Origin of the sequence: Rapidithrix thailandica, from assembly GCF_039710355.1 — a bacterium.
Lineage (GTDB): Bacteria > Bacteroidota > Bacteroidia > Cytophagales > Flammeovirgaceae > Rapidithrix > Rapidithrix thailandica.
Genome location: NZ_JBDKWZ010000001.1, coordinates 413,446 through 439,445 on the forward strand (window position 1 = coordinate 413,446; position 26,000 = coordinate 439,445).

Below are 26,000 nucleotides of genomic sequence, written 5' to 3' on the forward strand. Positions count from 1 at the left end.
TGGTTGAATTTAAGTGGTTTGTAATTGTTTTGCTTTGGTTTTTACAGTAAAATGATATCGTCAGAATCACACGATTATATATTTCTTTTCATATATTATCTTCAACCTGTTAATAGTTTTCAGCTATGGATGACTTACTAGCTGCCAGACTTCAAATGGCAATTTCTTTAGGTTTTCACATCGTCTTTGCATGTATCGGTATCGCCATGCCCTTTTTTATGGCCTTTGCCGAATATAAATGGCTCCGGACCGGAGACGAACAGTATAAAAAACTGGCCAAAACCTGGTCGAAGGGAGTGGCGATTTTTTTCGCTACGGGAGCCGTATCGGGCACGGTACTTTCTTTTGAATTGGGCTTGTTATGGCCGACTTTTATGGAGCATGCCGGGCCGATTTTCGGAATGCCCTTCTCCTGGGAAGGAACCGCTTTTTTTCTGGAAGCCATCGCTTTGGGTTTGTTCCTGTACGGATGGAACCGCTTGAATAAATGGGTGCATTTTGCTTCCGGGATTGCCGTAGGACTTTCCGGTGTCGCTTCCGGTATATTTGTGGTAGCAGCCAATGCCTGGATGAATAGCCCCTCCGGTTTTGATTGGGTCAACGGGCAAGCTATCAACATCGATCCGGTAGCGGCCATGTTTAACGATGCCTGGTTCAGTCAGGCTTTGCATATGACCATTGCCGCTTTTGAAGCTACGGCTTTTGCCGTAGCCGGACTGCACGCCTTTCTTCTGTTACGCAATCCTCAATTTGATATCCACTTAAAAGCGCTGAAAATTGCACTGACCATCGGAGCGATCTCTGCAATTTTACAACCTTTAAGCGGTGACATTGCGGCCAAGGATATTGCCGTACGGCAACCCTTAAAACTGGCAGCCATGGAAAGCCATTTTGAAACCTCTAAAAATGCCGGTTTGTTGATTGGTGGTTTGCCAAACGTAGAAGAAGAAAAAGTTGACTATGCGATAGAAATACCCGGTTTATTGAGTTTCCTGGCCTTCGGGGATTTGGATGCGGAAGTAAAAGGGTTAAAAGAATTTCCCAAAGAAGAATGGCCTCCGGTATTGGTGGTCCATATCGCTTTCCAAATCATGGTAGGAGCAGGGTCTGTTATGGCCTTGATTGGTCTGCTGTTCTTGTTGTTTTACTGGAAGTGGCCTCAACAAATTACAACCAAATGGTTTTTGAAAATTCTGGTTGGGGCTACTCCTTTGGGATTTATAGCCGTAGAAGCGGGTTGGACAGTGACGGAAGTAGGAAGACAGCCCTGGATCATTTATGGCATCATGAAAACCAAAGATGCCGTCTCCAATATGCCGGGATTGGAAATTCCGATGCTAACGATGACCTCGGTATACTTGTTGTTGACCGTTGTGTTGGTTTGGCTGATGCAACGTCAGATCAGTAATTTACATTATGAGCTGTCTTCTAAAAGCGAGGAGTCAAAAGTGATGTAAAACATTCCTTCTCATGATGAAAAGCCTTCCTTCCCGGAAGGTTTAACAGGGCTGTTCTTTTTGGAAATAGGCCCTTTTCTACCAAATCTTTAAGCCTGATAGTTCTATGTTAGCAGTTATTATTTTCTTCCTGTTTACCGCTTTAATCTTATATGTTTTATTTGGAGGCGCGGACTTTGGTGCAGGTGTGTTGGAGACCTTCTTACCAAAGAAAAATAGAGAAACCATTGCCCATGCCATTGCACCGATCTGGGAGGCCAATCATGTGTGGCTGGTACTGGTGGTGGTAATTCTGTTTGTGGGCTTTCCCAAAGTATATGCTACGGTCAGTAATTATTTGCATATACCTATTTTGATTGTTTTATTAGGGGTAGTTCTTCGAGGTACGGCTTTTACCTTCCGCTATTACGATCCTCAAAAAAAGCGTTCCGAACCTGTGTATTCCATTATTTTTCAAATTTCCAGTTTTGTCACCCCGTTATTTATCGGAGTAACGGCCGGAGGCATGTTTTTGGGTAAAATCCATGTGCAAGCCAATACTTTTGCAGAGGGGTTTATCAATCCCTGGTGGAATGCCTTCTCTTTTTCCCTGGGTTTATTTACCTGTTGTTTATTCACCTTTTTAGCTGCGGTTTACCTGATAGGCGAAGCTGCCAATGAGGCTGAAAAAAAGAATTTTATCAATGCTGCTAAAATCAGCAATATCATTTTAGTGGTTTTGGGCGGTTTGGTGTTTATCACAGCTAATTGGAACGGGTTTCCCTTATTAGAAATGTTTTTAGATTCGACCGGGGCGATTGTTGCCGTGGTGATTGCCACCGTGAATTTGCCTTTGTTATGGCGTTTTATTCATCATGGGCAGGTGCAGTTAACACGTATTTTGGCCGGAGTCCAAACCATATTAATCATCGGTGCATTTTTATTAGAGCAGTATCCCGTTTTGGTGCATATTGCCGATACCGACTCCCTGACCATTCAAAATACCGTGGCACCTGATGCCGTCATCAAACAATTGATGATTGCTTTGATTATTGGCTCCAGTTTTATTTTTCCAAGTTTAATTTATTTATTTAAGATCTTTAAAAGAGAACAGTTTTAAACGGCTGTACTACTTTTGATACATTCATGACCCAATATTGACTCTGTCGTTTAAGCAAGTTACTTTTGGGCATCTGTTTAATAAAAAAACTGCATGGGTTTGACAAATAAAGAAATCGTAAAAATATTAAAGACCGCTTCTTCTTTAATGGAGCTACATGGGGCCAATGCGTTTAAAGTGCGTGCATACTCATCGGCAGTGATGCATTTGGAGCGCTTGGAACAGGCGGTAGAAGGAAAAAGCAAAGAGGAATTGTTGGCATTGGAGTTTTCCAAAAGTATTGCAGAAAAAATTGCTCAGATTGACCAGACGGGTAGCTTTACGGAGCTGGAGGAACTGTTGGAAAAGACCCCTGAAGGCGTAGTGGAAATGCTGGAAATTAAAGGCATCGGAGCAAAAAAGATTGCCACTCTTTGGAAAGAACTGGGAGTAGAAACCATTTCTGACCTTTTGAAAGCATGCCAAGAGGGAAAAGTGGCGCAACTCAAAGGCTTTGCAGAAAAAACACAAAAGCTCATCATTGACCAGATTACCTTCCGGGAGGGAAATCAAGGGAAGTTGCATTTTTCAGATGCAGAGCAATTGGCAAAAAAGCTTGCGGACTATTTGTCCGGACAGGTGGAAGGAGAGGTGAGTATGACCGGGCAATTGCGAAGGAATTTGGAAATCATTGATACCGTGGAATTGATTGTAGGGACTGATGATTTTGAAAAAGTGCGGAATGCCTTAAACGAACAGCCCGAGCTGGAGTATTATGAAAAAAAATCGGGACCCTTTGTATGGCGGGGGGAAATCAAAGACGTTAGTATGCCTTTGGAGGTGCTGCTCTCTTCTCCACAGGACTTTGCCAAAAACCTATTCATTCATTCTTCCTCGCCTGAACATTTGGCCGCTCCGGTGGAAGCCTATGGAACCCTTCGACAGGCGGCAGCCCAATTGCATCCTTCTTCGGAGCAAGAATTGTATGAAAAGCTTTCCATGGACTTTGTACCTCCTGAAATGCGGGAAGGGACCTTTGAATTGAAATGGGCCAGAGAGAAGAAAATTCCCCGGTTGGTAGAGATGGAAGATCTGAAAGGAATTTTGCATAATCACTCTACCTATAGTGACGGGCAACATACCCTGGAAGAGATGGCGGCTTATTGTAAAGAGCTGGGATACGAATACCTGGGAATTTCCGATCATTCCCAGTCGGCATTTTATGCCAATGGTCTTTCTCCTGAGCGGGTAGAAGAGCAACACAAAGAAATCGATGCCTTGAATCATAAGCTGGCTCCTTTTAAAATATTCAAGGGAATTGAATCCGATATTCTCAACGATGGGAGTTTGGATTATGAAGAGGAGGTATTGGCGAAGTTTGATTTTATCGTGGCCTCTGTTCATTCCAATTTAAAGATGGATGAAAAGAAAGCTACAGAGAGATTGTTGAAGGCTATTCGAAATCCTTATACCACCATACTCGGTCATCCTACGGGGCGCTTATTGCTCAAGCGGGAAGGCTATCCGATAGATCATAAAGCCGTGATTGATGCGTGTGCAGAACACAAGGTTTCCATTGAAATCAATGCAAACCCCTGGCGCTTGGATTTGGACTGGCGTTGGGTGCGCTATGCCTTGGACCAGAATATTATGATCAGTATCAACCCCGATGCACATGAGAAAAAAGGGTATCATCATATGCGTTATGGATTGTTGGTAGGGCGTAAAGCAGGGCTTACCAAAGACATGACCTTGAATGCGTTGAGTGTGGAAGAAATAGAAATTTTTTTTAGTAAAAAGGGAAAGAAAGTGTAGCAACCTTACCCGAAGCTCAGTAGGTTGAGTGGGGAGTGTATCATCTGGCCTATATGCCTTTTGTTCTTTTACTATATTATTGTAAATAAAAAGATATGGTAGAAAATTAAAGGCACATAGGCTTTATAGTTAGAGCATTATGAACAAAATAAAGGCTGTGTTTACTCCCTTTAAATACTGAAAAAATACCCTACTTCTTACTTATGGCATACTTTTTAATGAATTTGTACTTTATTAAGAAGAAACTTCTAATTTTTTAAAAAACATTGAGTTTAAATTTTTTTACAATGAAGAAAATCGCAGCAACTTTATTTGGGGTTTTACTTATCAGTACAATGGCCCTGGCACAGAGTCCGATAGGGAAAGGTGGAAAGCAAATAAACTTTGGTATTGGTCTTGATGGGTGGGGAGTGCCTATTTATGGTGGAATGGACTTTGGTGTTCACCCGGATATCAGTTTAGGTTTTGAATTGAGTTATCGTTCTTATGGTAGAAAATATAGGACCCATAAGTATAATAGCAGCATTTTTGGTGTAGCTGCCCGTGGTAATTATCACTTCAATACGGTATTGGATATTCCTCAAGAGTGGGATTTATATGCAGGGTTAAACCTTGGATATTACCACTGGAGTACAGACAATGACTATCCATGGGATGACGATTCTGGTGTAGGATTAGGATTACAACTTGGTGGCCGTTACTACTTTTCAGACAAATGGGGAATCAATTTGGAGTTTGCCGGAGGTAATGCGGTATCCGGAGCAAAATTTGGTTTGAGTGTGAAAATCTAAAGCACTTTTACCTATACATTCTATAAGCCCGCTTTGAAGATGCAAAGCGGGTTTTTTTGTGAGTACAGCTCCGAGAAGAAAGAGAAATCACCAAAGCTTCAACTCATCCATCAATCCTCCCTTCCTTCAATCCATCAATCCTTCCATCCTCCAATCCCTCTGAAATTAGCCGATAGCGTCTTCAAAATGCCGTACCGTACTCCGGTTGGCTTGAAGCGTGATGCTGAGAATATCAAACCGTATCTGGCAATGTTTGTTGGGGTGGGTGTGTAAATAATGCTCAGCTGTGGCCAGAAGTAATTCCTCCTTTTGGGCCGAAATACTTTGCTCCGGATAGCCATAGGCATCGTTGTTTCTTACCCTTACTTCTACAAAAATCAACCAGTTATCCTTACTGGCAATTAAGTCGATCTCGCCTTTTTTATATCGGTAATTTTGCTCCAATATGTCAAATCCCCGCCGTTTTAAATACCAACAGGCTATTTCTTCCCCGCGTTTTCCTATCATTAGATGTTGATTATTTCTCTTCATATGTCCACCGGATGTTCCTAATTTAAATGATGGCCGGCAACAAATATTTTTGAGTAGTGAAGTCAATTCAATGAAGTTCCTGAAAGAATGCTATGGATCCTGAAGAAGGTGCAATCGCCACAGCATTATTTTTTAGGAATCAATATCCGGAAGGTGGTTCCTACTCCCGGTTCGGATTGCCACACAAATATTTTTCCTTGATGATACTCTTCCACAATGCGTTTTACCAAGGTAAGCCCTAGGCCCCAGCCCCGCTTTTTGGTTGTAAACCCCGGTTGAAATACGGTTTTGAGTTTTGATTTGGGAATCCCCTTTCCCGTATCACTGATATCGATCATCAATGTTTTATTGTCGCGGGAGTTGCGGAGAAAAATATCGATTTTCCCCACTCCACTCATCGCATCTACGGCATTTTTACACAAGTTTTCAATTACCCACTCAAACAAGGGTTCGTTGATATTTCCCGAAAACTCTTCGCCGTGTTTGGGAACGATATTAATCCGTACTTTGGTAGAAACCCGCTTGCGCAAGTAAGTGACAATCCTTCTGACAGAGCGGAGTACATCGGTGGATTTGGGAACCGGCACGGAACCGATGCTGGAAAACCGAGATGTAATCATTTCCAAGCGTTGGGTATCTTTTGATAATTCTGTTAGAATGGATTCATCCACAGCATTGTCGGCCCGTAGGTATTCGATCCAGGCCATCAAGGAAGAAATTGGAGTTCCCAATTGGTGGGCCGTCTCTTTGGCCAAACCAACCCATACCCTGTTTTGCTCGGCTTTGCGGGTAGTGCTAAAAATAAAATAAGCCAAGATGCCCAGTATTCCGATAACGGTCAGCTGGATATAAGGGTAGTACCTAAGCAACGTGATCAAACGGGAGTTGGAGTAATAAACATAGTTACGGATGCCTTCCAGGTTGATTTCAATTGGCTCATACTCCTCTTTCATTTCCTGCATTTTCTCTTCCAGAAAATCCCGCTTTTCAAAAGGGTTAAGTCCTTCGGGCATACGGATGTTCCGGGCATCATACGGAATATCATGCTCATCCGCTACAATACAAGGCACTGACTCGTTTGCTACAATCACCTCTTCAAATAAGGTATTGAGGTTTTCGCTGGGCTCTAAAGAGATGATGAATTCCAAACTCCGGGCATACAATTGCACCTGTTTTTTTTCCCGTTCGGCTAATTGCTTCACCAGCCAATTCGTATATAACAAGGAAAACAAACCAATGAGTAATGCCGAAGAAACGATGATCCATTTCGCCTTATTCTTATTATAATACAAGTTGATCAAAGCCAGTCAAATTTTAGTGATGGAAATTAAAAAGACATTGGTTACCCTGTTGTTAGCCAGCCAATGCCTTTCCCTTTGCTATCTCTCAACTTAAAATACGAGTGTGTTGGGTAGCATCGAGCGTATTTTAATCAATTGTTCTTCTTCAATCGGGTTATCCGCTAACATGATGATTTGCAGTTTGCCAAGGCTACTCATGGAAGCCGGTAGTTGAGTTAATTCGTTCCCATTTAAATACAATTGCAGCAAATTACCTAATTCTCCTATCGTTTCGGGTATTTCCTTGATTTTGGCATTGCGAATACTGAGCACTTGAATAGTAGGAAGCTTTTTGAGTATATCCAGACTTTGCCGGAGATCCAGGCCGGGGTTTTCATCCAAGACTAGTTTCTCCAATTTTGGCAGTTGTGTGACCAATTCCGAAAGTTGTTCCAGATTTTGATTGGTCAGGTTTAATACACGCACTTTGTTGGGCTCTTTCAAAGCTTCTGCGATAGACGTATACTCTTTGGCAGGAATCAAGCTTTCCGGTTCTGGCTGAATGACAGTTGCGGGTAATTTCTTTTTCAAGGCAAACAGGGTGTTGACCGGAATAGGGTTGTTTACCAAAAGCAATTGTTGCAGGTTAATGAGCTTTTCAAAACTCACCGGGAGTACTTCCAGGCGGTTATTGACCAAGTTTAACTCTCTCAAATTGTTGAGGTTTCCAATAGAAGATGGTAAAATATCCAGGCGGTTTTGTCGGAGGATCAACTTTCTAAGATTGGTCAAATCGCCAATTTGGGAGGGAATAATGGAGATTTGGTTTTCGCTCAGTTCCAAAGATTGTAAGTTTTTCAACTCTCCAATGGCAAAGGGAACCAAGGAAAGTTGGCAGTACGAAAGGTCCAAGCTCTTCAATCCCGGTACTTTTTGAAGGATATGTACGGTTTGTTCGAAGTCAATCCCGGGGTTTCCGGCCAGGTTAAGAATGATTAAAGACTTTAATTGCCCCACTGTGGATGGAGTGGCCTTTAAACTGTTTTGTTGCATATTAAGGGAAAGCAATTGCTTTAGTTGTCCCATTTCCGAAGGTAAAGTCTTTAGTTGATTTCCGGCCAGGTTCAGTTGTTTGAGTTTGCTTAATTTTCCGGTAGAGGCTGGCAAACTTGTCAGTTTGTTGAAACTCAAATCCAACAACAAAAGGTTGGGTAGTTGGGAAAGCATTTCAAAAGACTTGTCCCAGTTTAGCGCAGGGTTATTACTCAAATGTAAAATTTCCAAGCCCTTAAGCTCCTTTATTGCTTCCGGTAGAGTCGTTAATTCATTATTGCTCAAGTATAATTCCCGCAAATTACTGAGGTTGCCCATACCACCGGGAAGCTGTTTCAATTGATTTTGAGACAAGTTTAAAGCAACTAAGTTTTTGAATTTTTTTACGGTTTTGATGACCTCTTCTATATTCAATTGAGGGTTATTGGTCAAATCCAGTACATATAAGTTTTTTAGCTTTTTTAAGTCTTTGGGCAATTCTTTTAAGTCTTGTCCTTCCAAACTCAGTTTATATACCTTATCCGTTTCCTTCAGTGCTTCTTCCAAACTGTAGTAATATTTTGCTTTCGCCAGCTGCTGGTTGTTGAACTCTTGGGCTACTGTTTGGAACAGTGTGAATATTCCAAGTAACAGAGCCATTACTAGTTTCCTGATCATTGATGTATTTTTTAGTGGATTGTCAGTTTATTTAAATTGAAAACGGTCATAGCCAAGCGGCTTTTTCATCCCCTTTTACAAAGATGACCATCACCAAAGATAGAAAACTAATACTGATTCGAAAAAAGGAGGCGGGCGTAAGCTTTATGAAAGCGAATAGGAGGGAACGAAGTGCAGAGGGATTACTACTATAGTTACCTGTTTTATTGAAAATTGGATATTTACTCATTAGGCTGTATCTTCCGGGATTGAGTCAAAATCAGAAGCCTTGAAGACGTTAGAACTGTACTTAAAGATGTTTAGCGAAGTAGCTTGGGGGACCCCCTTGTTACTTTTATTGTTAGGGGGAGGGTTGTTTTTTACGGTGTACTCCCGCTTCCTGCCTTTCAAATATTTAAAACATGCCATTGATGTACTCCGGGGAAAATATGACAAAGACGATGATCCCGGGGATATCAATCACTATCAAGCTTTGGCCTCAGCAGTAGCGGCTACTGTCGGAATGGGTAATATCAGTGGTGTGGCAGTGGCCATTACTACCGGAGGCCCCGGTGCATTGGTGTGGATGTGGTTGAGTGCCGTTTTAGGAATTTCCACCAAATTTTTTACTTGCTCTTTGGCCATTATGTACCGGGGAAAAGACTCTGCCGGGCACTTGGAAGGCGGACCCATGTATGTGGTGCGGGAGGGCTTAGGCCCCAAATGGAAAGCATTGGCAGTTTTATTTTGCGTAGCCGGACTGTTCGGTTGTTTGCCTGTTTTTCAAGCCAATCAGTTGACACAAGTCATCCGGGATTTGCTTCTGATCCCCAATGGATGGATGTTGCAAAACAGTTGGTTTGAGGCCAATTTGGGGCCTACAGCCTATTCTGATTTTTTGACCGGCACGGTGATTATGCTGATCGTGGCCACTGTCACTTTTGGAGGTTTACACCGGATTGCCAACGTAGCGGGAAAGTTGGTGCCTTTCATGGTGCTTACCTATATTTTGATCGTTTTATATATTCTCATCACGAATATCAGTGAAATTCCGGCAAGCTTTGCATTGATCTTTTCCGATGCCTTTACAGGAAAAGCCGTATTGGGTGGCCTGGTAGGGGAAGTAATCCGGCAAGGAGCCAGAAGAGCGGCCTTTTCGAACGAGGCGGGTATCGGTACGGCCCCGATGATGCACGGTGCAGCCAAAACCAAAGAACCTATTCGCGAAGGGCTTGTGGCAATGCTGGGCCCCGCCATTGACACCCTTTTAGTTTGTACGATGACGGCCCTGGCAATTATTGTAACCGGTGTGTGGGATCAAAAACACAAACTCAACATAGAAGTATTGGATACGCAAGGGAACCCTGTGATAACAGGTAAAATATATACACCTACCGATGAAGAGGAAAACAATGCTGATGCCTATCCGATTATTTATACTTCCACCACCTTGCTTGACAACATAGATTATGAACAAGCATTAGGTGTCTTTCATTTGGATTCATTAAATTCTACCGTGCAGTTACAATTACCTGTTGCTGCTTCGGAGGTATCCCTTGGTACGATCCGCTTGGTAGTCAATACTCCTTTCAAATCCTATAAAAAACACCAATGCATTGCTACGGCTTCTATGGGTGCTTTTCAGCTGGAAGGTGATCATACCTTAAAAGGAGCTTTAAGCACTCCGGGCGGTTTTTATCAGAGCTTTGTAGAAAGTAAAGTGAAAAATGGTGTGACCCTGACCGCTACGGCATTTCAAGCCGAAATGTCGACCACTGGCATATTGCTCTTGGGTATTTGTGCTGCGGTATTTGCCTTTTCTACCTTGTTTAGTTTTTCCTATTACGGAGCCAAATGCAGTTCGTTCTTGTTTGGGAGTGAATCTGTCAAAATTCACCGCTATTTTTATGTATTGACGATTTTGTGGGGAGCGGTTGTGTCCATTGATTCGGTGATTAATTTAATTGACGGAATGTATGCCTTGATGGCGATACCGACCATGGTGTCGGCTTTATTACTTTCACCGAAAGTGCTACAAGAAGCCCGGAAATATTTTGAAAAATACGGTTGATACGAATAGTGATTGGGGCTGGGCTTTGAGAAACAGGTCAACATAAAAGCACTCAGGAAGTAATTTGTATAGGTGAGTTTACTGATATCGAACTTTAATCACCGGAAGTTTGAATGCCTAATGACAGTTTTAATTTATGAGAAAATTATTAATTTCGTGATAACTAACATTTTTGCCTCTTCTCTCTTTCCTATTAAAAGCAAATAAAACTCCCGCATATTTACTTCTGAAGCGAGGGTCGTTTTCAATATATTTTATTAAGTGTGGACTGGTGAACAAGGTTATACTTTTTATGCTTGTTCATTTTTTTATTGGAGAATAAAAGCAGGAGGTATTGTCATTAATGTATTTTACAAAAATCAAGAAATCCACACTTTATGAAAATGGAAAAAATTGATACCACGCTTACCCGAATGCTAGGCATTCGCTATCCGATTATCATGGCTCCTATGTTTTTGGTATCCAATACAGCGATGAGTATTGCCGCCATCCAACAGGGGATTACAGCGGCTATACCTGCTTTAAATTACCGGACTGAAGAAGAGTTTAAATCGGCTATCCGTCAAATCAAGGCACAGGCAAAAGGTCCTATCGGAATTAATTTAATTGTGAATAAGTCGAATTTCCGGATGAAAAAAGACTTGCAGACCTGTTTGGATTTGCATGTGGATTTTATCATTACCTCCTTGGGAAGTCCTAAAGAAGTCATCCGGGCTTGTAAAAAAGAAGGGATTAAAGTGTTTTGTGATGTTACAGAAGAAACCTATGGCCGGAAAGTAGAAGATCTAGGGGCGGATGCTCTGATTGCTGTGAATAATCAGGCCGGAGGCCATGCCGGAAAGCTGTCTCCGGAAGAATTGATTTCCATCTTAATAAAAACTTGTGAGATTCCGGTGATTTCTGCCGGAGGAGTGGGAAATGGTCAACAATGGAAGAAGGTGTTGGAATTGGGGGCTTGTGGCGTTTCCATGGGCAGTCCTTTTATTGCTTCGCACGAGGCGGCTGTTTCTCAGGAATATAAAGAGGCGATAGTACAGTATGGTGCCAAAGATATTGTGATGACCACGAAGCTTTCGGGGACTCCCTGTACCGTCATCAATACTCCTTATGTACAAAAAGTAGGAACCGACCAGAGTTGGTTGGAAAAACTGTTGAATAATAATAAGAAGTTGAAAAAATTTGCCAAGATGCTTACCTTCCGGAAAGGCATGAAATCACTGGAAAAAGCAGCTTTCAACACAACCTACAAAACGGTATGGTGTGCAGGGCCATCTATTGAGTTTGTCAAGGAAATCCGGCCGGTAAGCGAAATCATAGCTGCAATGGTGGAGGAGTATGAGGCTGTGCCCCAATGACCGAAACCCGGAACGGACTTATGCTATAGGCAGTGACAATTCCGGGTTTCTTTTGTATTATCTTCTTTTTCTGAATTTGATACGGGGATGCGATTTGCGTCTCCGTTGGTTTCTTTTTCGTTTTTTCTTGGCCTGTTTTACATTGGGCTCTTTCTTGCGAGGACCAAAGAGGCTTTCAAAGAAATTGGCCATAAAGGGGGCATTGTCTTTAAAAGCCGGACAGTCCAACAGTCGTAACACTTCTCCGGAAGGCCTTTTAAAACGGGCCCGTGATACGGCCTTGAGACTTTCGTCTTTGTTAAGTTGTTGCATGAATTTCCCCCAAATGGGCAGGGCCATGGTGGCGCCTTGTCCTAACTTAATAGAGCGGAAATGAATGTTGGGGTAATCAGAGCCTACCCATACCCCCATCACCAAATGAGGAGTATATCCCATAAACCACCCGTCAGCATGAGATTGAGTGGTTCCGGTTTTTCCGGCAATATCATTGCGCAAACCATATCGCGAACGCAAGGAAGCCGCTGTACCACTATCTACCACACTTTTCAACATTTCCGTAATGAGTTGTGCGGTTTGAGTGGACACTACTTTTTGGGGGGAAGTAGCTGGCCGGAAGTTTTTCAATACTTTTCCATGCTTGTCTTCTATCCGCAGTAAATAATGGGGCTTTACTTGATAACCTAGGTTGGCAAAGACAGAGTAGGCGTTGACCATTTCGTACAAAGAAATATTGGCTGCTCCCAAGGCGATAGAAGGGACCGGTTCGATATCGCTTTCAATTCCCAGTTTTCTTGCAAACTGGATGGTATTATCGATGCCGTTTTCTAATATTAGTTTTACGGAGACCGTATTGACCGATTTGGTCAGGGCTCCGGTCAGGGAGTATTTTCCTTCGTAGTTTCCATCGGAATTTTTGGGTGTCCAATCGTCGTATTCCGCATAGGAGACAAGCTCGTTGGAAAAATATTGACAGGGAGAAATGCCGTTTTCCAGGGCAGCTGCATAGACAATAGGCTTGAAGGTAGAGCCCACTTGCCGTTTGGTTTGGGTATTGACATGATCGTACTTGAAATACTTATGATTAATACCGCCTATCCATACTTTCACAGCACCGGATTTGGGGTCCATGGCCAATACTCCCGCGTGTAAAAAATGCAAATGATGCTTGACCGAATCCAAAGGACTGATTTCTTTCTCTTCCTCACCTTGCCAAGTGAAAATAGTAGTTTTGACAGGTTGTTCAAAAACTTCCCGGATCTGTTTTTCTTTCAGTCCTTGTTTTTGTAATTGTTGATAGCGGGGAGACTGTTGGGCCAGCTTCCAGACAAAGGATTCATCTTTGCCCCAGGGAGTGCGGTTTTTCCAATGTTGGAAGAAGAGTTTTTGCAGCTCTTCCATATGTGAACTCATTGCCTTCTCAGCCATAGTCTGAGCGCGAGAATCTATCGTTGTATAGATTTTAAGTCCGTCTGTGTATAAATTATACGGAGTGCCGTCTTCTTTTTGTAAGGACGCTACTTGCTGTTGAAGTTCTTGCCGGAGGTGTTCTCGGAAGTAAGTCGCCAGGCCTTCGTTATGGGTTTGATATTGATAGTCCAGCTCAATGGGAAGTTGTTGTAAGGAGTCTTTTACACTACTTTCCAAATAGCCATATTTTTCCATTTGACTCAGGACTACATTTCTTCGCTCTTGAGATTTTTCCGGAAATAACCGGGGATTATAAGTATAATTGGCCTTGAGCATCCCTACCAATACTGCGGCTTCCGCTACATTTAGTTCAATCGGTTTTTTATTAAAAAACCGCTCCGCAGCAGTCTCAATTCCGAAAGAGTGATCGCCAAAAGGAACCGTATTGAAATACAAAGTCAGGATTTCCTCTTTACTATACATCTCTTCCAAGCGATTGGCAATGATCGCTTCTTTAACTTTGCTTACTAATAATGCAAAGATACCGTAAGCCTCCCGGGGGTATAAGTTTTTGGCCAGCTGTTGGGTGATGGTGCTTCCTCCACCGGAACTGGCATCCTGCATCAGGATAGTTTTGAAAAATACTCTGAATAAACTTTTGTAATCGATACCGTTGTGTTCGAAAAAACGGGCATCTTCTGTTGCTACCAAGGCATCCGTTACATTTTTAGAAAGCTGTTCATAAGTAATATTGGTTCTTTCCTGAATGAAATATTTACCCAGTAGCAGGCCATCGGCCGAGTAGATTTCGGAAGCTTCGTGATGTTGAATATGAGAAAGCTCTTCGGAGCTAGGGAGTTTGCCAAAGCTTCCTTGGTGGACAGCCAATAAAAAACCGAAGGCGCAAAGAAGACCAAAGAGAAAAATGCCTATGATTCCCAATAATAACCACTTCCATTGGAAGTGCGTCCGTAGGTACTCTCCCATATGCCGGGCCTTGGCCGGGAACTGCTTGAGCTTTTTACGAAGATAGGTCAGTACGTTTTGTAAGTTGTTTGTCAGTTTCACTAATTCCTCCTCTTTCAGTTTGTTTATATAATCTTCACAAGCACAATGCCGTTTCTGAACACATGTGCGGGGAAGTAGTAGTTATTCTGCAAGTAATAGGGGAAGTAATTAAGATAAGTTGGGGAAGCATTTTTCTCTTGATGCCTCCAACAGTTTTTTCGTAAATTTGTACAAGGGCTTTTTGGCTGAGTGCAATAGCTCATGTGCAAACGTACTCTTGGTTAATTAATTTAAGCGAGTGTTAGCTAATTAAAGAAAATATTTGAGAGAACGATGCCTAACGGTGATTTTTTTGAATATGTAAAACAATTAACCGCCAGGTATTGACCCGTTTAGCTAAGAGTGACTTGGCTGAGTCCGTACAAAAGTACACACAAATCATGAGCTCCATAAAGATAGATATGATATTTTGATGTTAAATTTGTAAGAAACCCAAAAAAAGTGTAGAAAATATGTAACCTTTGTCAGTTAGGTTGCATTCATATAGATAAAGCTTTTAACAAACGGAATATCGATCTCGATGGAGGTTACTTTTTGACCTGAAATAAACAAATAGAACACTTACTTCGCTAGCTATTTTGACCAACTACTTCATGAAAAACTGAAACCAACCAAAAAATAGTTTTAACAAATAGTGTCAAGTTATGTTTTTGCTTATTTATCTCCGTTTTTTGGTCTTTTGCAGCATTTTTAGCGTATTGCTTCAATGTCCTTCAAACTCCACACAGCATCCTAAAGAAGAAGCTGAGCAAGAAGTCGAGTCCGGGGTATCCTGGTTGGGGGTGTGAGGTGTGTCTGTAGTTTTCGCTTGGTAGATGACCGTGAAAAGGTACATTGGAAAGTCGTAACGGAATTGATGTTCTTTTTTTGATGATGAAGTCGGGTGGTTTGCCTGTAACTCTTTTCAAAAAAGAAAAGCAAACCCGGTTTACTTTTTCTTTGGAAAAAACGACACGGCCATTATTACGCTACTCAAGGCATTTTGATGTTCGCAAGATTCGGTACCTCTGTCAGCACACAACTGTTCGCTGATGGAAGTACTTTTTTACTTTACAGCTAGTTCTATATTCTCGATCGACTATTCCTTCCAATCTCTCGTACAGCCTGGCAAAACATTGAGATTTGATAAATGTCCCATCCGGTAGCGGACTGCTATTAAAGAAATTTTCCTGTATTTTTGATGCGCTTAGTATTGGAAGTTTTTCCTTGACAGTGATGTGAAGGAACGAAATTAACGATGTGCTCTACTCGATTGCGATTATGAAAGAACAGAGGTTAAACATGCTGGATAGTTGGTTGGAACAAATACTGTCCGACTACGCTATCCCGGAAGATTGGATCATTTACATCATCCTTTTTATCAACTTAGCCCTTATAGGATTTCTGGGGGTTTTGGGATACTACTTTATCAAGGAAAGTGTCGTTCGTTTTTTTTCGAAGTATTACCAACGAACCGAATCAAAAATTGTTCAGGTACTGCTTAAGGATGAGATCGTCCGGGCCATAGCCCGTTTGTTTCCGATATTTCTGTTCGTATCGTCCGAGCCTTATTTGTTGCGAGCGTTTAAAAATGCACAACCTATAGTGTTGAAGCTTTCATATCTGGTTCTTCTGTACTTTATTTCTTCCAGTATTATCCGTTTTCTGGACTTTTTAAGGGAAATTCTCACGATTAGTGCCCGTACCAAAGACAAACCCATTGATAGTTATATTCAACTGTCCAAAATCATAGTATATGCCTTTACCACTATTTTATTCCTGTCCATTCTGGTAAACAAAGACCCCTTGTTGATTTTGGGAGCTTTAGGTGCTACCTCTGCCGTAATGCTATTGGTGTTTAAAGATACCATCTTAGGTTTGGTAGCCAGTGTTCAAATATCGGCTTTGGATATGGTAAAAGTGGGAGACTGGATACAAATGCCCAAATACGGTGCTGACGGAGATGTTATAAAAATCACATTGAATACGGTGAAGGTTTTGAATTTTGACAAAACGATTTCCACCATTCCTACTTATGCTTTGATTTCCGAATCGTTTAAAAACTGGCGTAATGTGTATGAAGTAGGGGGGAGAAGGATTAAACGTTCTCTGTTGATCAATATGAACAGTGTGAAATATTGTGAGCGGGAATTGTTGGAAAACCTACGTTCATACCGGCTTATTCAAAAAACAGTTGATAATTTGTTAACAAAGCTAGAGGAGGAAGAAAGCAGTAATACTATCGAAGAGCTGAAGAAAAACCAGGCCGATGAACAAAACTTCACCAATCTGGGACTGTTCCGGCAGTATGCCGAAAATTATTTAAAACATTCTCCCCGGATCCGGCAAGACATGTTTTTGATGGTGCGTCCTCTGGAGCCCACACCCCGAGGAATTCCCTTGGAGGTTTATGGTTTTACCAACGACACCTATTGGCCCAATTACGAGCGGATACAGGCCGATATCTTTGATCATTTAATTGCAGTAACCCAGGATTTTGATCTGGAAGTCTATCAGGAACCTACAGGTTTGGATTTTCAAAACCTTTCCAAAATGGGTTTCAACGGGGAAAAGAGTTGATATTGAGGAAGAAGAGTGATATCTTATTAAAAGAATCTCTTTATTTCTACAAAGTAAACTCTAAACCAAACACTATGGCAAAACTTATCAAAAAACGCTTGATCAGAAACTGGTGGCTGTTTCTGTTAAGGGGGATCCTGATTTTGGTATTCGGTATACTCGCTTTGATAAACCCGGGCAGTACACTTTTGGCCCTGGCAGTGGTATTTGGCAGTTTGATCATGGTAAGCGGTTTCTTTTTCATTTTGGCCGCTTTTTTTAATACGCAAAACGAAGGTTGGGGCTGGGTACTTTTTGAGGGCCTGGTGGATGTGTTGTTTGGAATTGTCGTGCTTTCCTACCCGATAGAGGTTGTCAAAATATTCATTCTGATTTTAGCTATCTGGGTCTTGATGATTGGAATTGTTCAAATTGTGGCTTCATTACATTGGCGGAAAATTTACGATGGCTGGTGGATTGTTTTTACCGGAGGGCTGGCATCCGTGATTTTTGGCTTTTTGTTTTTGTCGAATCCCTTCGGAGGAGCAGCAGCACTGATGATTGTGATCGGCATTTACGCAATGCTCCTTGGCGCTTCCGTCATTTACTTGGCTTTCCGTATTAAAAATCTCACTTCAGACGGATAAGAATCCATCCTATCCAAACGGATGAGATAACGCTGCGTTGAGCAATGCAAAAATATGAGTTTCAACGTTGCGACTGGCTCATCGTCTTGGTTTCCTCTCAAGCAATTCTGAAACGAAGGGTTGAGAGGAAATACCCTGTTGTTTTATCCTTGAAAAAGGTACTTCGAAATTGATCTTTTCAAAAGATTAAATATCATTGGAGAGATTTGAAAAATGAAATTAATTTTTTTACACATTACATGATGCGGATATTTTTACTGATCTTTTTATGCTCACTCTCCTCTTCTTTTTTAAGTCAAAGTTTTGCTCAAGATACTCTTCGAGTGGGCTATTCTCCTTCTCCTCCTTTTGTTACCACTACAGCCAATGGCTCTGTGGAGGGAATCAGTGTTTGGCTATGGGAAAAAATTGCCGATGACCTTAACATTACTTACCAATTGGAAGAAATGCATTTGAAAGAGTTGCTGGCAAAATTGGAAACCGGGGAAATCGATATGAGTCTGAACCCCTTGACCGTGACCAGCGAACGAAATGAAGTGATCCGGTTTTCCTATCCTTTTTTTGTTTCGAATTCCACCATTGCCACCAGGTCCCAATCCACTTTTGAGCAAAGTATTGCATTTATCACTTCTTTCTTCTCATTTAATTTTTTTAGTGCTGTGATGGCCTTGTTTGTGGTGATTTTGTTCTTTGGTTTCTTTGTTTGGCTGTTTGAGCGAAAGCAAAACCCGGAAGAATTTCAGCCGGGTATCGAGGGTGTTTGGAGTGGTATCTGGTGGTCAGCCGTGACTATGACAACGGTGGGGTACGGAGACAAATCCCCTCAGACTACCGGAGGCCGGTTGGTGGCTTTGGTTTGGATGTTTACGGCGATTGTGATTGTTTCGGGGTTTACGGCCAGTATCGCATCCGCACTTACGGTGAACCAACTTAGCTGGGATCAGAATAAAGTTGAAGATTTTAAAGAAATACAAGTAGGCACGGTAGTATCTTCCGCCACACAGGAATATTTGGATAAAAAATTCTTTAAAAGTGTTAATTCCTATTTGAATATTGATGAGGGGTTACAGGCTTTGGAAAAAGGAGAGATCAGGGCGTTTATGTACGATGAACCCATCCTCAAGCAAAAAATTTACGGTGATAGTTTGTACAGTACGATTGAAATAATGCCAATCAAATTCAATTTACAATTTTATTCTTACGGTTTCTCCCAACAGGTCGATTACGATTTGCGGGAACAAATCTCCGGAAGAATCATCGAAATGACCGAACGGGCAGAATGGAATATATTGCTTGCCGAGTTCGATTTAGTCCGTCAATAGTTTAAGGCAACTGCTTTGCTACTTTAGGCTTTGGAGAAGGGTTGTTTGGTTTTTTCTCTTCCAAAGGGTTTGTGATCTGTTGCCAGGCTGTATACCCCCCGGCCAGGTTACGCACATCCTCAAAACCATAGTGTTGCAAGATCAAACAGGCCAGATAGCCCCGGAGTCCTTTTTGGCAGTAGACGATGATAGGCTGGGTACTGTCCAATGTTTGAATATGCTCGCGTAAGGTATCTAAAGGAATATTATGAGCTGTTAAGATTTGTCCGTGCCGTAACAGTTCCTCCGGGTTGCGTACATCCAGTAGAGTAAATGCACTGGAGGGATGTGAGCTTAGTATGCGTTGCAACTGAATACTATCGATCAGGTTAAATTGTTTGCGTTGGAGGTTTGAAGCGATATAGCCCGCCACAATGACCGGATCTTTGGCCGGGGAAAAAGGAGGGGCATAGGCCAAGTCCAATTGAGGCAGTTCATCAATAGTAAGTTTTGCATAAATACAAGTACTGAAAACATCTACCCGTTTGTCTACTCCTCTTTTGCCAAATACCTGTGCGCCCAATAGTTGATGGGTTTCCGTATGATGATAAATTTCCACAAAGATATCCGAACTATCCGGGTAAAAACCGGGAGTAGCTTGCGTAATAAAAAATGTAGATTGGAAAGGAATGCCTTTGCTTTCCAATTCCCGGGGAGTGCAACCGGTTTTGCCCAAGGTATATTCGAATATTTTTAAAATGGCCGTACTGTTGGCTCCTTTAAATTGCTCTTTGCCCCCGGCGGCATTGGCACCGGCCGTGCGGCCTCCTTTATTAGAGTGGGTTCCCATGGGGAAAAAACTATGCTCTCCGGTAACCAGGTTTTTCAAACTGGCACAATCACCGGCAGCATAAATATCCGGAAGGTTGGTTTCCATTTTTTCATTGACGAGTAATGCTCCGTTTTTTAATGCCACGGCTCCCTTGCTGGTGAGCAATTCCGTATTGGGGCGTACTCCCGTACCGATTAAAAGATAATCCGTTTCAATGCTTTTATCATCGTCCAGGTATAGGATGGAGGTTTGAGGGTCAATATAATTAATTTTCTTTCCTGTGTATAGAGTGATGCATTTTTCTGCCAGCAAGTGTTTGGCCATCAAAGAAAATTTGGTTTCGAAAGCCGGGAGAATGGTAGGAGCCATCTCTACAAGGCTTACTTCTTTCCCTGCTTTAAACAGGTTTTCGGCTACTTCTACTCCGATTAAGCCCGCTCCGGCTATGGTGATATGCTTCGCATTGGCAAGCACTCCTTCCCGGACGATTTTATCAAAATGTTCTAAGGTTTTACAAGGCGACCATGCTTCAAAAAGTTCGAGCTTGCCAATGGGTGGAATCACGGCATTTCCTCCTGCCGCATAAATCAATTTATCGTAGTTATATTCTCCCTCAGTAGTGTACACTTTATGCCGGATCGGGTCAATTTCTACCACCGGTTCATTCAAGCGCACGTCAATATTAAACCGTTGGCGTAATAAGTCGGGTTTTACCACCATCAATTGGTCTCTATGGCTGATTTTTCCTGACAAGGCATAAGGAATACCACAGGTGGCATAACTGATATTGGCCGTTTTTTCAAAAAGAATGATTTCACAGTGCTCATCGGTTCTCCGGGCTTTGGCTGCTGCGGACGGACCTGCCGAAAGCCCTCCTACTATAATGATTCTCTTGGGAGTCATGGTTCTTATACTGATGGATATTTATTAAGGCTGTATTGTTATTGTATGCATTTCCCCACTGGTCCGGGTAAATGGCTTGTATCATGCACTTTTGGAAAATTGATATACGGTTTTCCAAAGTGGGTATTTCTCACGAGTACAAAGAACTACAGAGAACGCCTGAATTCTAATGACTTAAATCATTAGAATATGAAACAATCATCATGTGAGAAAGGCTGCGTCTGGTAGAGACTAAAAGCGGAAATAAAAGGGCGGGTTATTTAAATCAAGCTTATCCGTTTCTGAATTTTTTGGTCAATCAAGTGGCAAAATACCTGGGGCTTTAAAGTACGCCAGTTGACAATCTCCATGTCTCCGCCATAATTGATGTACCAGTCGAGGTTGTATTTCTTCCATTCATCGATCACAAAATCCCGGAAGTTGATTCCGGCTATCCAACCTTCTTCCACATCATCAAACCACTCTTCGTAATAACAATCGTCCGATCCATGGAAATTCAGCACGTTTTCTCCGATAAGAATAAATTTGTTGATGGATTTTTTTAGAAAATGATCGACAATATTGCGCTTGAGAAACATGATATCGTTGTACAAAGTATCGTTCCACTCACCCAACATTTCAATGATCATATACCCTTCGTCATAATTGGCATAAAGCACTTTGATATAGAGCGTCTCCGAACCTATATAGTCCCAAAAGGGATGGATGTAATAGCCGTAAATATCATTGGTATAATAAGTCGTTTCGTATTGCTTGCCATAGAAGGGAGATTGGGCGTCTTCCGTGGCGTTGTAATATTTTTCCCACCGGTAAAAAGGCTCGATTTCGTGCATGATGGGTAATTGATTTTCAATAATTTTAATATAACACAGCTCCTTTCAGAGAGCTGGATTAACTTTACAAAGGTACGCTTTCTGAAGAGAAAGCAACTCGCTTTTTTCTGAATTTTCAAAGGGATTTTTACTTTGCGAATAAGGAGTGAAGTGGAAGTAATAAAGAGCATAATTTATGGAAAAAAAGAATACTATTAGCCTGTTGGGCTGTGGTTGGCTGGGCTTGCCTTTGGCAACCGCATTAGTCAAAGAAGGATATGACGTGAAGGGCAGTACAAGGCATACGGAGAAGTTTGCGCTTTTGGAAAAGGAAGGGGTAAAGCCCTACCGGATTGATTTGGATGATGAGGAAGAGCGTTTGGATTGGGGGGACTTTTTGGATACCGGTATTTTGTTGATCAACATACCGCCCGGAGTAAAAAGAAACCCTTCCGAATCGGCCTATGCACAAAAGATGGAAAAAGTAAAGTCGGCTTTGTTAGTGAGAGGACTTAGACAAGTGATTTTTGTCAGTGCCACATCGGTGTATGCCAACACAAATGCGGAGGTGGATGAGACGGGGCCTTTGGAGCAAAGCCCCAGAGCAAAAGCCCTTTGGAAAGCAGAAGAAGTATTTGTGAAAGACCCTCGGTTTCAATGCACGGTTTTAAGGCTTTCCGGACTCTTGGGGTATGACCGGGTTCCGGGAAAATACTTTGCCGGGAAACAAAACCTAACTACCGGCAGTATTCCCGTGAACTACATCCATCAAGACGATGCCGTCTTGCTGTTAAAGACTTTGGTGGAGCAGCCCCATTGGGGGACTGTTTTCAATGGGGTGGCTCCCTTGCACCCGGTCAGAAAGGATGTATACGAAGCGAATGCCAAAGAATTAGAATTTACTCCTCCCACATTTGCCGAACCTGAGGAAATACCTGCTTTTAAAGTGATCCGGGGGAGAAAGGCGGAAGAGCTGTTGCATTTCACCTTTAAATATCCGGACCCGATGAAGTTTTATTATGAGAAAAGCGAGTAAAGAAGGGTAGGGGGGCAGGTCGGGAGACAAGTTAAAATAAACCAATTAAAAAAGGAAATACCTAAGGTACTTCCCTTTCTCATTTGTTGCATACAAGTAGAACAATAAAATTAAGGAAATTTAGATTGAGTGATTTTAATATCTTTATCTGCGGCTTGAGATTCTATGTCAATATTTTCAGTTGAATGAGCTTGCACATGGTAAATGACGAAGGCAAACATACTGGCAATCAGTATGAAAGCAAGTAGTTTTTTGTTCATAGGTCATAGGTGTTGTGGTGTGATCGAGCACACAAGTAAAGAAAATAATTATACTATTTCAAGTATTTTTTTATTTTTTTCTGAAGAAAATTCTCAAAGGTACCCCTTCAAACCCAAAATGCTTGCGAATCTTGTTTTCCAGGAAACGCAGATACGCTTCTTTGATATGTTTGGGGTGATTACAGAAGAAAGCAAATACCGGAGATTTGGAGGGTAATTGCGTAATATACTTGATTTTAATATGTTTTCCCCGGTAGGAGGGAGGCGGAGTTCGTTCGATTTCTTTTAATAAAATATCGTTGAGTTGTGAGGTCGGAATCTTTTTGGTTTTGTCTTCATAGACTTCAATGGCTTTCTCAATCACTTTGAAAATCCGTTGTTTGGTCAGTACGGAGGTGAAAATAATCGGCAAATGGTCGATGCCGGAGAGCTTTTCCCGGAGTGCCTTTTCAAAGGTGTCTGCCGTACGGGAATCTTTTTCTACCAAGTCCCATTTGTTGATCATCAATAAGATCCCCTTATTGTTCTTTTTTGCCAGGTGAATAATGTTCAAATCCTGGGCTTCCAAGCCACGGGTTGCATCGACAATAACAATACAAACATCCGAATGCTCAATGGATTTGATGGCTCGCATCACCGAATAAAACTCAATGTTTTCACTGACTTTAGCCTTTTTCCGGATTCCGGCTGTATCGGTTAGGATAAAGCTTTTGCCATAGGCCGTATAGTGAGCATCCACAGAGTCGCGGGTAGTGCCGGCTTCATCCGTAACAATGCTGCGGTTTTGATTCAATAAGGTATTGACAAAAGATGATTTTCCCGCATTGGGCCTTCCCACTACGGCAATTCTGGGAATTTCTTCCTCTTCCACCTCTTCTTCGGGTTCGTCAAAGTGGGATACGGTGATGTCCAACAGGTCTCCGGTACCGGTGCCATTGGCAGAAGAAATGGCATGTACTTCTCCCATTCCCAATTCGTAAAATTCTGCGGAAGCATGCATGCGCTCGGTATTATCCGCTTTGTTGGCAACAATCAATACCGGTTTTTTCGAACGTCTCAGGATTTTTGCAAAATCCTTGTCCAAATCGGTGAGACCGGTATTACAATCTACCATAAACAAGATGATAGAAGCCTCTTCAATCGCTATGTTTACTTGTTCCCGGATGGCCTCTTCGTATTTATCGTCTGATCCGACTACATACCCCCCGGTATCAATGACGGTAAAAGGTTTTCCTATCCACTCGGCTTTCCCGTAATGCCGGTCACGCGTCACCCCACTGACATCATCCATAATCGCTTCCCGCTGCTCTATCAGCCGGTTAAACAAGGTAGATTTCCCTACATTCGGCCTTCCTACAATCGCCACTATATTCGCCATAGCTTTAAATATGTTTTTTGGATCTCTTTGAATCTTTCAGTTAAAGGCAAAACCATCCCAGAGGCTTTGCCAACAAACTTCTGTTGAGCGCTTTCCAGACAGGTAGAAGGAATGCTAAACAGAACGAACCCGCAAATATCGCAATCATTTGGGAAAGAACAGAGTATTCCGCAGGGAAATCAACGAAAGCTTTATGAAGTGGCCTTGTGTAAACTGCTCCGGTCATTTCCTTTGATAGAGAGAAAAGCGTATTGGCAACGTATTTTTTCTACAAAAACAGTGTTTAACGATTGACTTCTTGTTGTTGCTCTTTGGGTGCCTTTGCAAACCCGTTGTCGGAAGGGCTTTCCAGGTATACTCTGGATTTGGGCAAGTACTCCGGGTAGTGGTGTTGGATATAGTGGATTAATTTTTCCCGGACGCTACAGCGGAGGTCCCAGGTAAGACCGGAATTGCGGGCAGACATCAAGGCCCTCAGTTGAAGGGTACGTTCCGTATTGTCTACCACCTGAAGCACACAGGTATTCCGGTCCCAGTGAGGTTCCTCTTCCAGGATTTCTTTAAGTTTTTGACGGATTTTATCGACCGGCATTCGATAATCAGTATATAGAATCACATTCCCAATTAAGTCGGCAGTGGTTTTTGTCCAATTTTGAAAGGGCTTTTCTATAAAGTAAGTGATGGGTAAGATTAACCTGCGCAAATCCCAAATTTTGACCACTACATACGTGAGGTTGATTTCTTCGATTTTTCCCCACTCTCCTTCTACCAGTACGGCATCATCCAGTTTGATGGGTTGCGTAAAGGCAATTTGAATGCCGGCCAGCAAATTGGCGATGGACCGTTGGGCGGCAAATCCTACAATGATACCCGCCACTCCGGCAGAAGCCAACAGGCCTTTTCCAAAGTTTTGCAGGGCATTGATATTCATCGAAATAGCCGCAATGCTAATGATCACAATGGCGATGACGCCTATGCTTTTTAAAAACTTCAGTTGGGTTTGCATTTTCCGGGCCTTGAAATTGTCTTCTACCGAAATATCGTATTTCTCCAACAGCAAATCTTCAAAAAGATATAACAAACGGATTCCTATCCAACTTAAAGAGATGATGAAGGCAACCTGAAAGATTTTAATCCAATAAGGGTTTACCAGTTCTTTTTGTTGGGTGAGAAGGAATAAGGTAATGAAGAAAGGAAGCAGGCTATATAAGGTACCGTGCAAGTGTTTTAGCACCTTGTTTAAAAAAGAGTGGTTTTGCTGCTTTTGATAAAATTCGAGGGTTTTGATGACCATAAACCGCAATACCAAACCGCTGAAAAGCCCGGTGGAAATTAACAGACTATGGATCAAGAGAGAACTTTCTATTTGCCAGTGTAAAACGTTCATGTTTTTGAAGTTTATCTTTTATCGGATATGATAGTAAATTGTCAAAAACAAGCCTGTTGTAAGTGGATAAAGATTCCATGTTTGAATGTCGGAGTGAGACTTTTAATTGACAAGCTTTCCTAGGGGAATCGTACGATAGAAGGTAATAAAAAATAAACATTATCAGGAGCTTATACAAGAAGTGCTCGCTTTCTTTTTACAAAGGATTGGAGAGGCAATACGCTTTGCCGCGGATGAAAATATAGGAGGAGTTTGTAAATAAAAAGCTTGGGGAAGGAAAGGGAAGTGAAGTCTTGTTATATATGCCAATGACTGACGAATGTAAAAATACGGAGCAAGTTATATGTCCGAAGTTCAACATACA

19 protein-coding genes are annotated in these 26,000 nt (G+C 42.0%); 10 read left to right on the forward strand and 9 right to left on the reverse strand.

All coding sequences use genetic code 11. The features are described from left to right. The first annotated feature begins 125 nt into the window (after positions 1–125). From AAG747_RS01515 to AAG747_RS01530, 4 genes are all read left to right on the forward strand, one after another. Positions 126–1,457 carry a cytochrome ubiquinol oxidase subunit I gene (locus AAG747_RS01515; protein WP_346819349.1) on the forward strand — a complete coding sequence of 444 codons (1,332 nt, stop codon included), beginning with the start codon at positions 126–128 and terminating at the stop codon, positions 1,455–1,457. A 106-nt stretch (positions 1,458–1,563) separates the two neighbouring features. After that, positions 1,564–2,556, forward strand: coding sequence for a cytochrome d ubiquinol oxidase subunit II (locus AAG747_RS01520; RefSeq protein ID WP_346819350.1), 993 nt, complete (start codon positions 1,564–1,566; stop codon positions 2,554–2,556). Positions 2,557–2,649: 93 nt separating this feature from the next. Beyond that, on the forward strand, positions 2,650–4,350 hold the full coding sequence (gene polX, locus AAG747_RS01525; RefSeq protein WP_346819351.1) for a DNA polymerase/3'-5' exonuclease PolX: 1,701 nt from the start codon (positions 2,650–2,652) through the stop codon (positions 4,348–4,350). A 287-nt stretch (positions 4,351–4,637) separates the two neighbouring features. Continuing rightward, positions 4,638–5,141: an outer membrane beta-barrel protein gene (locus AAG747_RS01530; protein ID WP_346819352.1), complete on the forward strand. Its 504-nt coding sequence runs from the start codon at positions 4,638–4,640 to the stop codon at positions 5,139–5,141. A 165-nt stretch (positions 5,142–5,306) separates the two neighbouring features. Here AAG747_RS01530 and AAG747_RS01535 read toward each other — a convergent pair whose 3' ends face one another. The 3 genes from AAG747_RS01535 to AAG747_RS01545 form a co-directional block, all read right to left on the reverse strand. Next, entirely contained in the window at positions 5,307–5,648 is a 342-nt protein-coding gene (locus AAG747_RS01535; RefSeq protein ID WP_346819353.1) for a YraN family protein, read from the reverse strand. Positions 5,649–5,797: 149 nt separating this feature from the next. Further along, a complete protein-coding gene (locus AAG747_RS01540; protein WP_346819354.1) occupies positions 5,798–6,973 on the reverse strand; it encodes a sensor histidine kinase in 1,176 nt (391 codons plus the stop codon). A 90-nt stretch (positions 6,974–7,063) separates the two neighbouring features. Beyond that, the gene (locus tag AAG747_RS01545) at positions 7,064–8,662 is read right to left on the reverse strand and encodes a leucine-rich repeat domain-containing protein (RefSeq protein WP_346819355.1); all 1,599 of its coding nucleotides are present in this window, start codon (positions 8,660–8,662) and stop codon (positions 7,064–7,066) included. A gap of 295 nt (positions 8,663–8,957) precedes the next feature. Between AAG747_RS01545 and AAG747_RS01550 the strand changes: the two genes are divergently transcribed. Beyond that, positions 8,958–10,712 (forward strand): alanine/glycine:cation symporter family protein, encoded by a 1,755-nt coding sequence (locus AAG747_RS01550; RefSeq protein ID WP_346819736.1) that lies wholly within the window; start codon positions 8,958–8,960, stop codon positions 10,710–10,712. 377 nt (positions 10,713–11,089) lie between these two features. Further along, entirely contained in the window at positions 11,090–12,067 is a 978-nt protein-coding gene (locus AAG747_RS01555) for an NAD(P)H-dependent flavin oxidoreductase (protein ID WP_346819356.1), read from the forward strand. Positions 12,068–12,124: 57 nt separating this feature from the next. On the opposite strand, the gene AAG747_RS01560 is transcribed toward AAG747_RS01555, so the two are convergent. Then, on the reverse strand, positions 12,125–14,542 hold the full coding sequence (locus AAG747_RS01560; protein WP_346819357.1) for a penicillin-binding protein 1A: 2,418 nt from the start codon (positions 14,540–14,542) through the stop codon (positions 12,125–12,127). A gap of 1,260 nt (positions 14,543–15,802) precedes the next feature. On the opposite strand from AAG747_RS01560, the gene AAG747_RS01565 reads away from it, so the two are divergent. The 3 genes from AAG747_RS01565 to AAG747_RS01575 all read left to right on the forward strand — a co-directional run bounded on the left by AAG747_RS01565 (position 15,803) and on the right by AAG747_RS01575 (position 19,049). Next, entirely contained in the window at positions 15,803–17,101 is a 1,299-nt protein-coding gene (locus tag AAG747_RS01565) for a mechanosensitive ion channel family protein (protein ID WP_346819358.1), read from the forward strand. A gap of 74 nt (positions 17,102–17,175) precedes the next feature. Beyond that, positions 17,176–17,727 (forward strand): HdeD family acid-resistance protein, encoded by a 552-nt coding sequence (locus tag AAG747_RS01570; RefSeq protein WP_346819359.1) that lies wholly within the window; start codon positions 17,176–17,178, stop codon positions 17,725–17,727. A 239-nt stretch (positions 17,728–17,966) separates the two neighbouring features. Beyond that, the gene (locus tag AAG747_RS01575) at positions 17,967–19,049 is read left to right on the forward strand and encodes a transporter substrate-binding domain-containing protein (RefSeq protein WP_346819360.1); all 1,083 of its coding nucleotides are present in this window, start codon (positions 17,967–17,969) and stop codon (positions 19,047–19,049) included. A gap of 1 nt (position 19,050) precedes the next feature. Here the strand turns inward: AAG747_RS01575 and AAG747_RS01580 are convergent, their stop codons facing one another. Further along, a complete protein-coding gene (locus AAG747_RS01580) occupies positions 19,051–20,763 on the reverse strand; it encodes an FAD-dependent oxidoreductase (RefSeq protein ID WP_346819361.1) in 1,713 nt (570 codons plus the stop codon). A 260-nt stretch (positions 20,764–21,023) separates the two neighbouring features. Beyond that, a complete protein-coding gene (locus tag AAG747_RS01585) occupies positions 21,024–21,596 on the reverse strand; it encodes a hypothetical protein (protein ID WP_346819362.1) in 573 nt (190 codons plus the stop codon). Between the two features lie 175 nt (positions 21,597–21,771). Between AAG747_RS01585 and AAG747_RS01590 the strand changes: the two genes are divergently transcribed. Continuing rightward, complete coding sequence (locus AAG747_RS01590) at positions 21,772–22,611, forward strand: SDR family oxidoreductase (RefSeq protein ID WP_346819363.1); 840 nt, start codon at positions 21,772–21,774, stop codon at positions 22,609–22,611. 110 nt (positions 22,612–22,721) lie between these two features. On the opposite strand, the gene AAG747_RS01595 is transcribed toward AAG747_RS01590, so the two are convergent. From AAG747_RS01595 to AAG747_RS01605, 3 genes are all read right to left on the reverse strand, one after another. Further along, positions 22,722–22,871, reverse strand: a complete 150-nt coding sequence (locus AAG747_RS01595) for a hypothetical protein (protein WP_346819364.1) — start codon at positions 22,869–22,871, stop codon at positions 22,722–22,724. 70 nt (positions 22,872–22,941) lie between these two features. After that, entirely contained in the window at positions 22,942–24,249 is a 1,308-nt protein-coding gene (gene der, locus AAG747_RS01600) for a ribosome biogenesis GTPase Der (protein WP_346819365.1), read from the reverse strand. 283 nt (positions 24,250–24,532) lie between these two features. Further along, positions 24,533–25,636: a mechanosensitive ion channel family protein gene (locus tag AAG747_RS01605; RefSeq protein ID WP_346819366.1), complete on the reverse strand. Its 1,104-nt coding sequence runs from the start codon at positions 25,634–25,636 to the stop codon at positions 24,533–24,535. Positions 25,637–26,000 lie beyond the last annotated feature (364 nt).

Excerpts from the sequence above, each read along its gene's own strand:
- AAG747_RS01515 (WP_346819349.1), top strand. The coding sequence starts at position 126 with ATGGATGACTTACTAGCTGCCAGACTTCAAATGGCAATTTCTTTAGGT.
- AAG747_RS01520 (WP_346819350.1), top strand. The coding sequence starts at position 1,564 with ATGTTAGCAGTTATTATTTTCTTCCTGTTTACCGCTTTAATCTTATAT.
- polX (WP_346819351.1), top strand. The coding sequence starts at position 2,650 with ATGGGTTTGACAAATAAAGAAATCGTAAAAATATTAAAGACCGCTTCT.
- AAG747_RS01530 (WP_346819352.1), top strand. The coding sequence starts at position 4,638 with ATGAAGAAAATCGCAGCAACTTTATTTGGGGTTTTACTTATCAGTACA.
- AAG747_RS01535 (WP_346819353.1), bottom strand. The coding sequence starts at position 5,648 with ATGATAGGAAAACGCGGGGAAGAAATAGCCTGTTGGTATTTAAAACGG.
- AAG747_RS01545 (WP_346819355.1), bottom strand. The coding sequence starts at position 8,662 with ATGATCAGGAAACTAGTAATGGCTCTGTTACTTGGAATATTCACACTG.
- AAG747_RS01550 (WP_346819736.1), top strand. The coding sequence starts at position 8,958 with ATGTTTAGCGAAGTAGCTTGGGGGACCCCCTTGTTACTTTTATTGTTA.
- AAG747_RS01555 (WP_346819356.1), top strand. The coding sequence starts at position 11,090 with ATGAAAATGGAAAAAATTGATACCACGCTTACCCGAATGCTAGGCATT.
- AAG747_RS01565 (WP_346819358.1), top strand. The coding sequence starts at position 15,803 with ATGAAAGAACAGAGGTTAAACATGCTGGATAGTTGGTTGGAACAAATA.
- AAG747_RS01570 (WP_346819359.1), top strand. The coding sequence starts at position 17,176 with ATGGCAAAACTTATCAAAAAACGCTTGATCAGAAACTGGTGGCTGTTT.
- AAG747_RS01575 (WP_346819360.1), top strand. The coding sequence starts at position 17,967 with ATGATGCGGATATTTTTACTGATCTTTTTATGCTCACTCTCCTCTTCT.
- AAG747_RS01580 (WP_346819361.1), bottom strand. The coding sequence starts at position 20,763 with ATGACTCCCAAGAGAATCATTATAGTAGGAGGGCTTTCGGCAGGTCCG.
- AAG747_RS01585 (WP_346819362.1), bottom strand. The coding sequence starts at position 21,596 with ATGCACGAAATCGAGCCTTTTTACCGGTGGGAAAAATATTACAACGCC.
- AAG747_RS01590 (WP_346819363.1), top strand. The coding sequence starts at position 21,772 with ATGGAAAAAAAGAATACTATTAGCCTGTTGGGCTGTGGTTGGCTGGGC.
- AAG747_RS01595 (WP_346819364.1), bottom strand. The coding sequence starts at position 22,871 with ATGAACAAAAAACTACTTGCTTTCATACTGATTGCCAGTATGTTTGCC.
- der (WP_346819365.1), bottom strand. The coding sequence starts at position 24,249 with ATGGCGAATATAGTGGCGATTGTAGGAAGGCCGAATGTAGGGAAATCT.
- AAG747_RS01605 (WP_346819366.1), bottom strand. The coding sequence starts at position 25,636 with ATGAACGTTTTACACTGGCAAATAGAAAGTTCTCTCTTGATCCATAGT.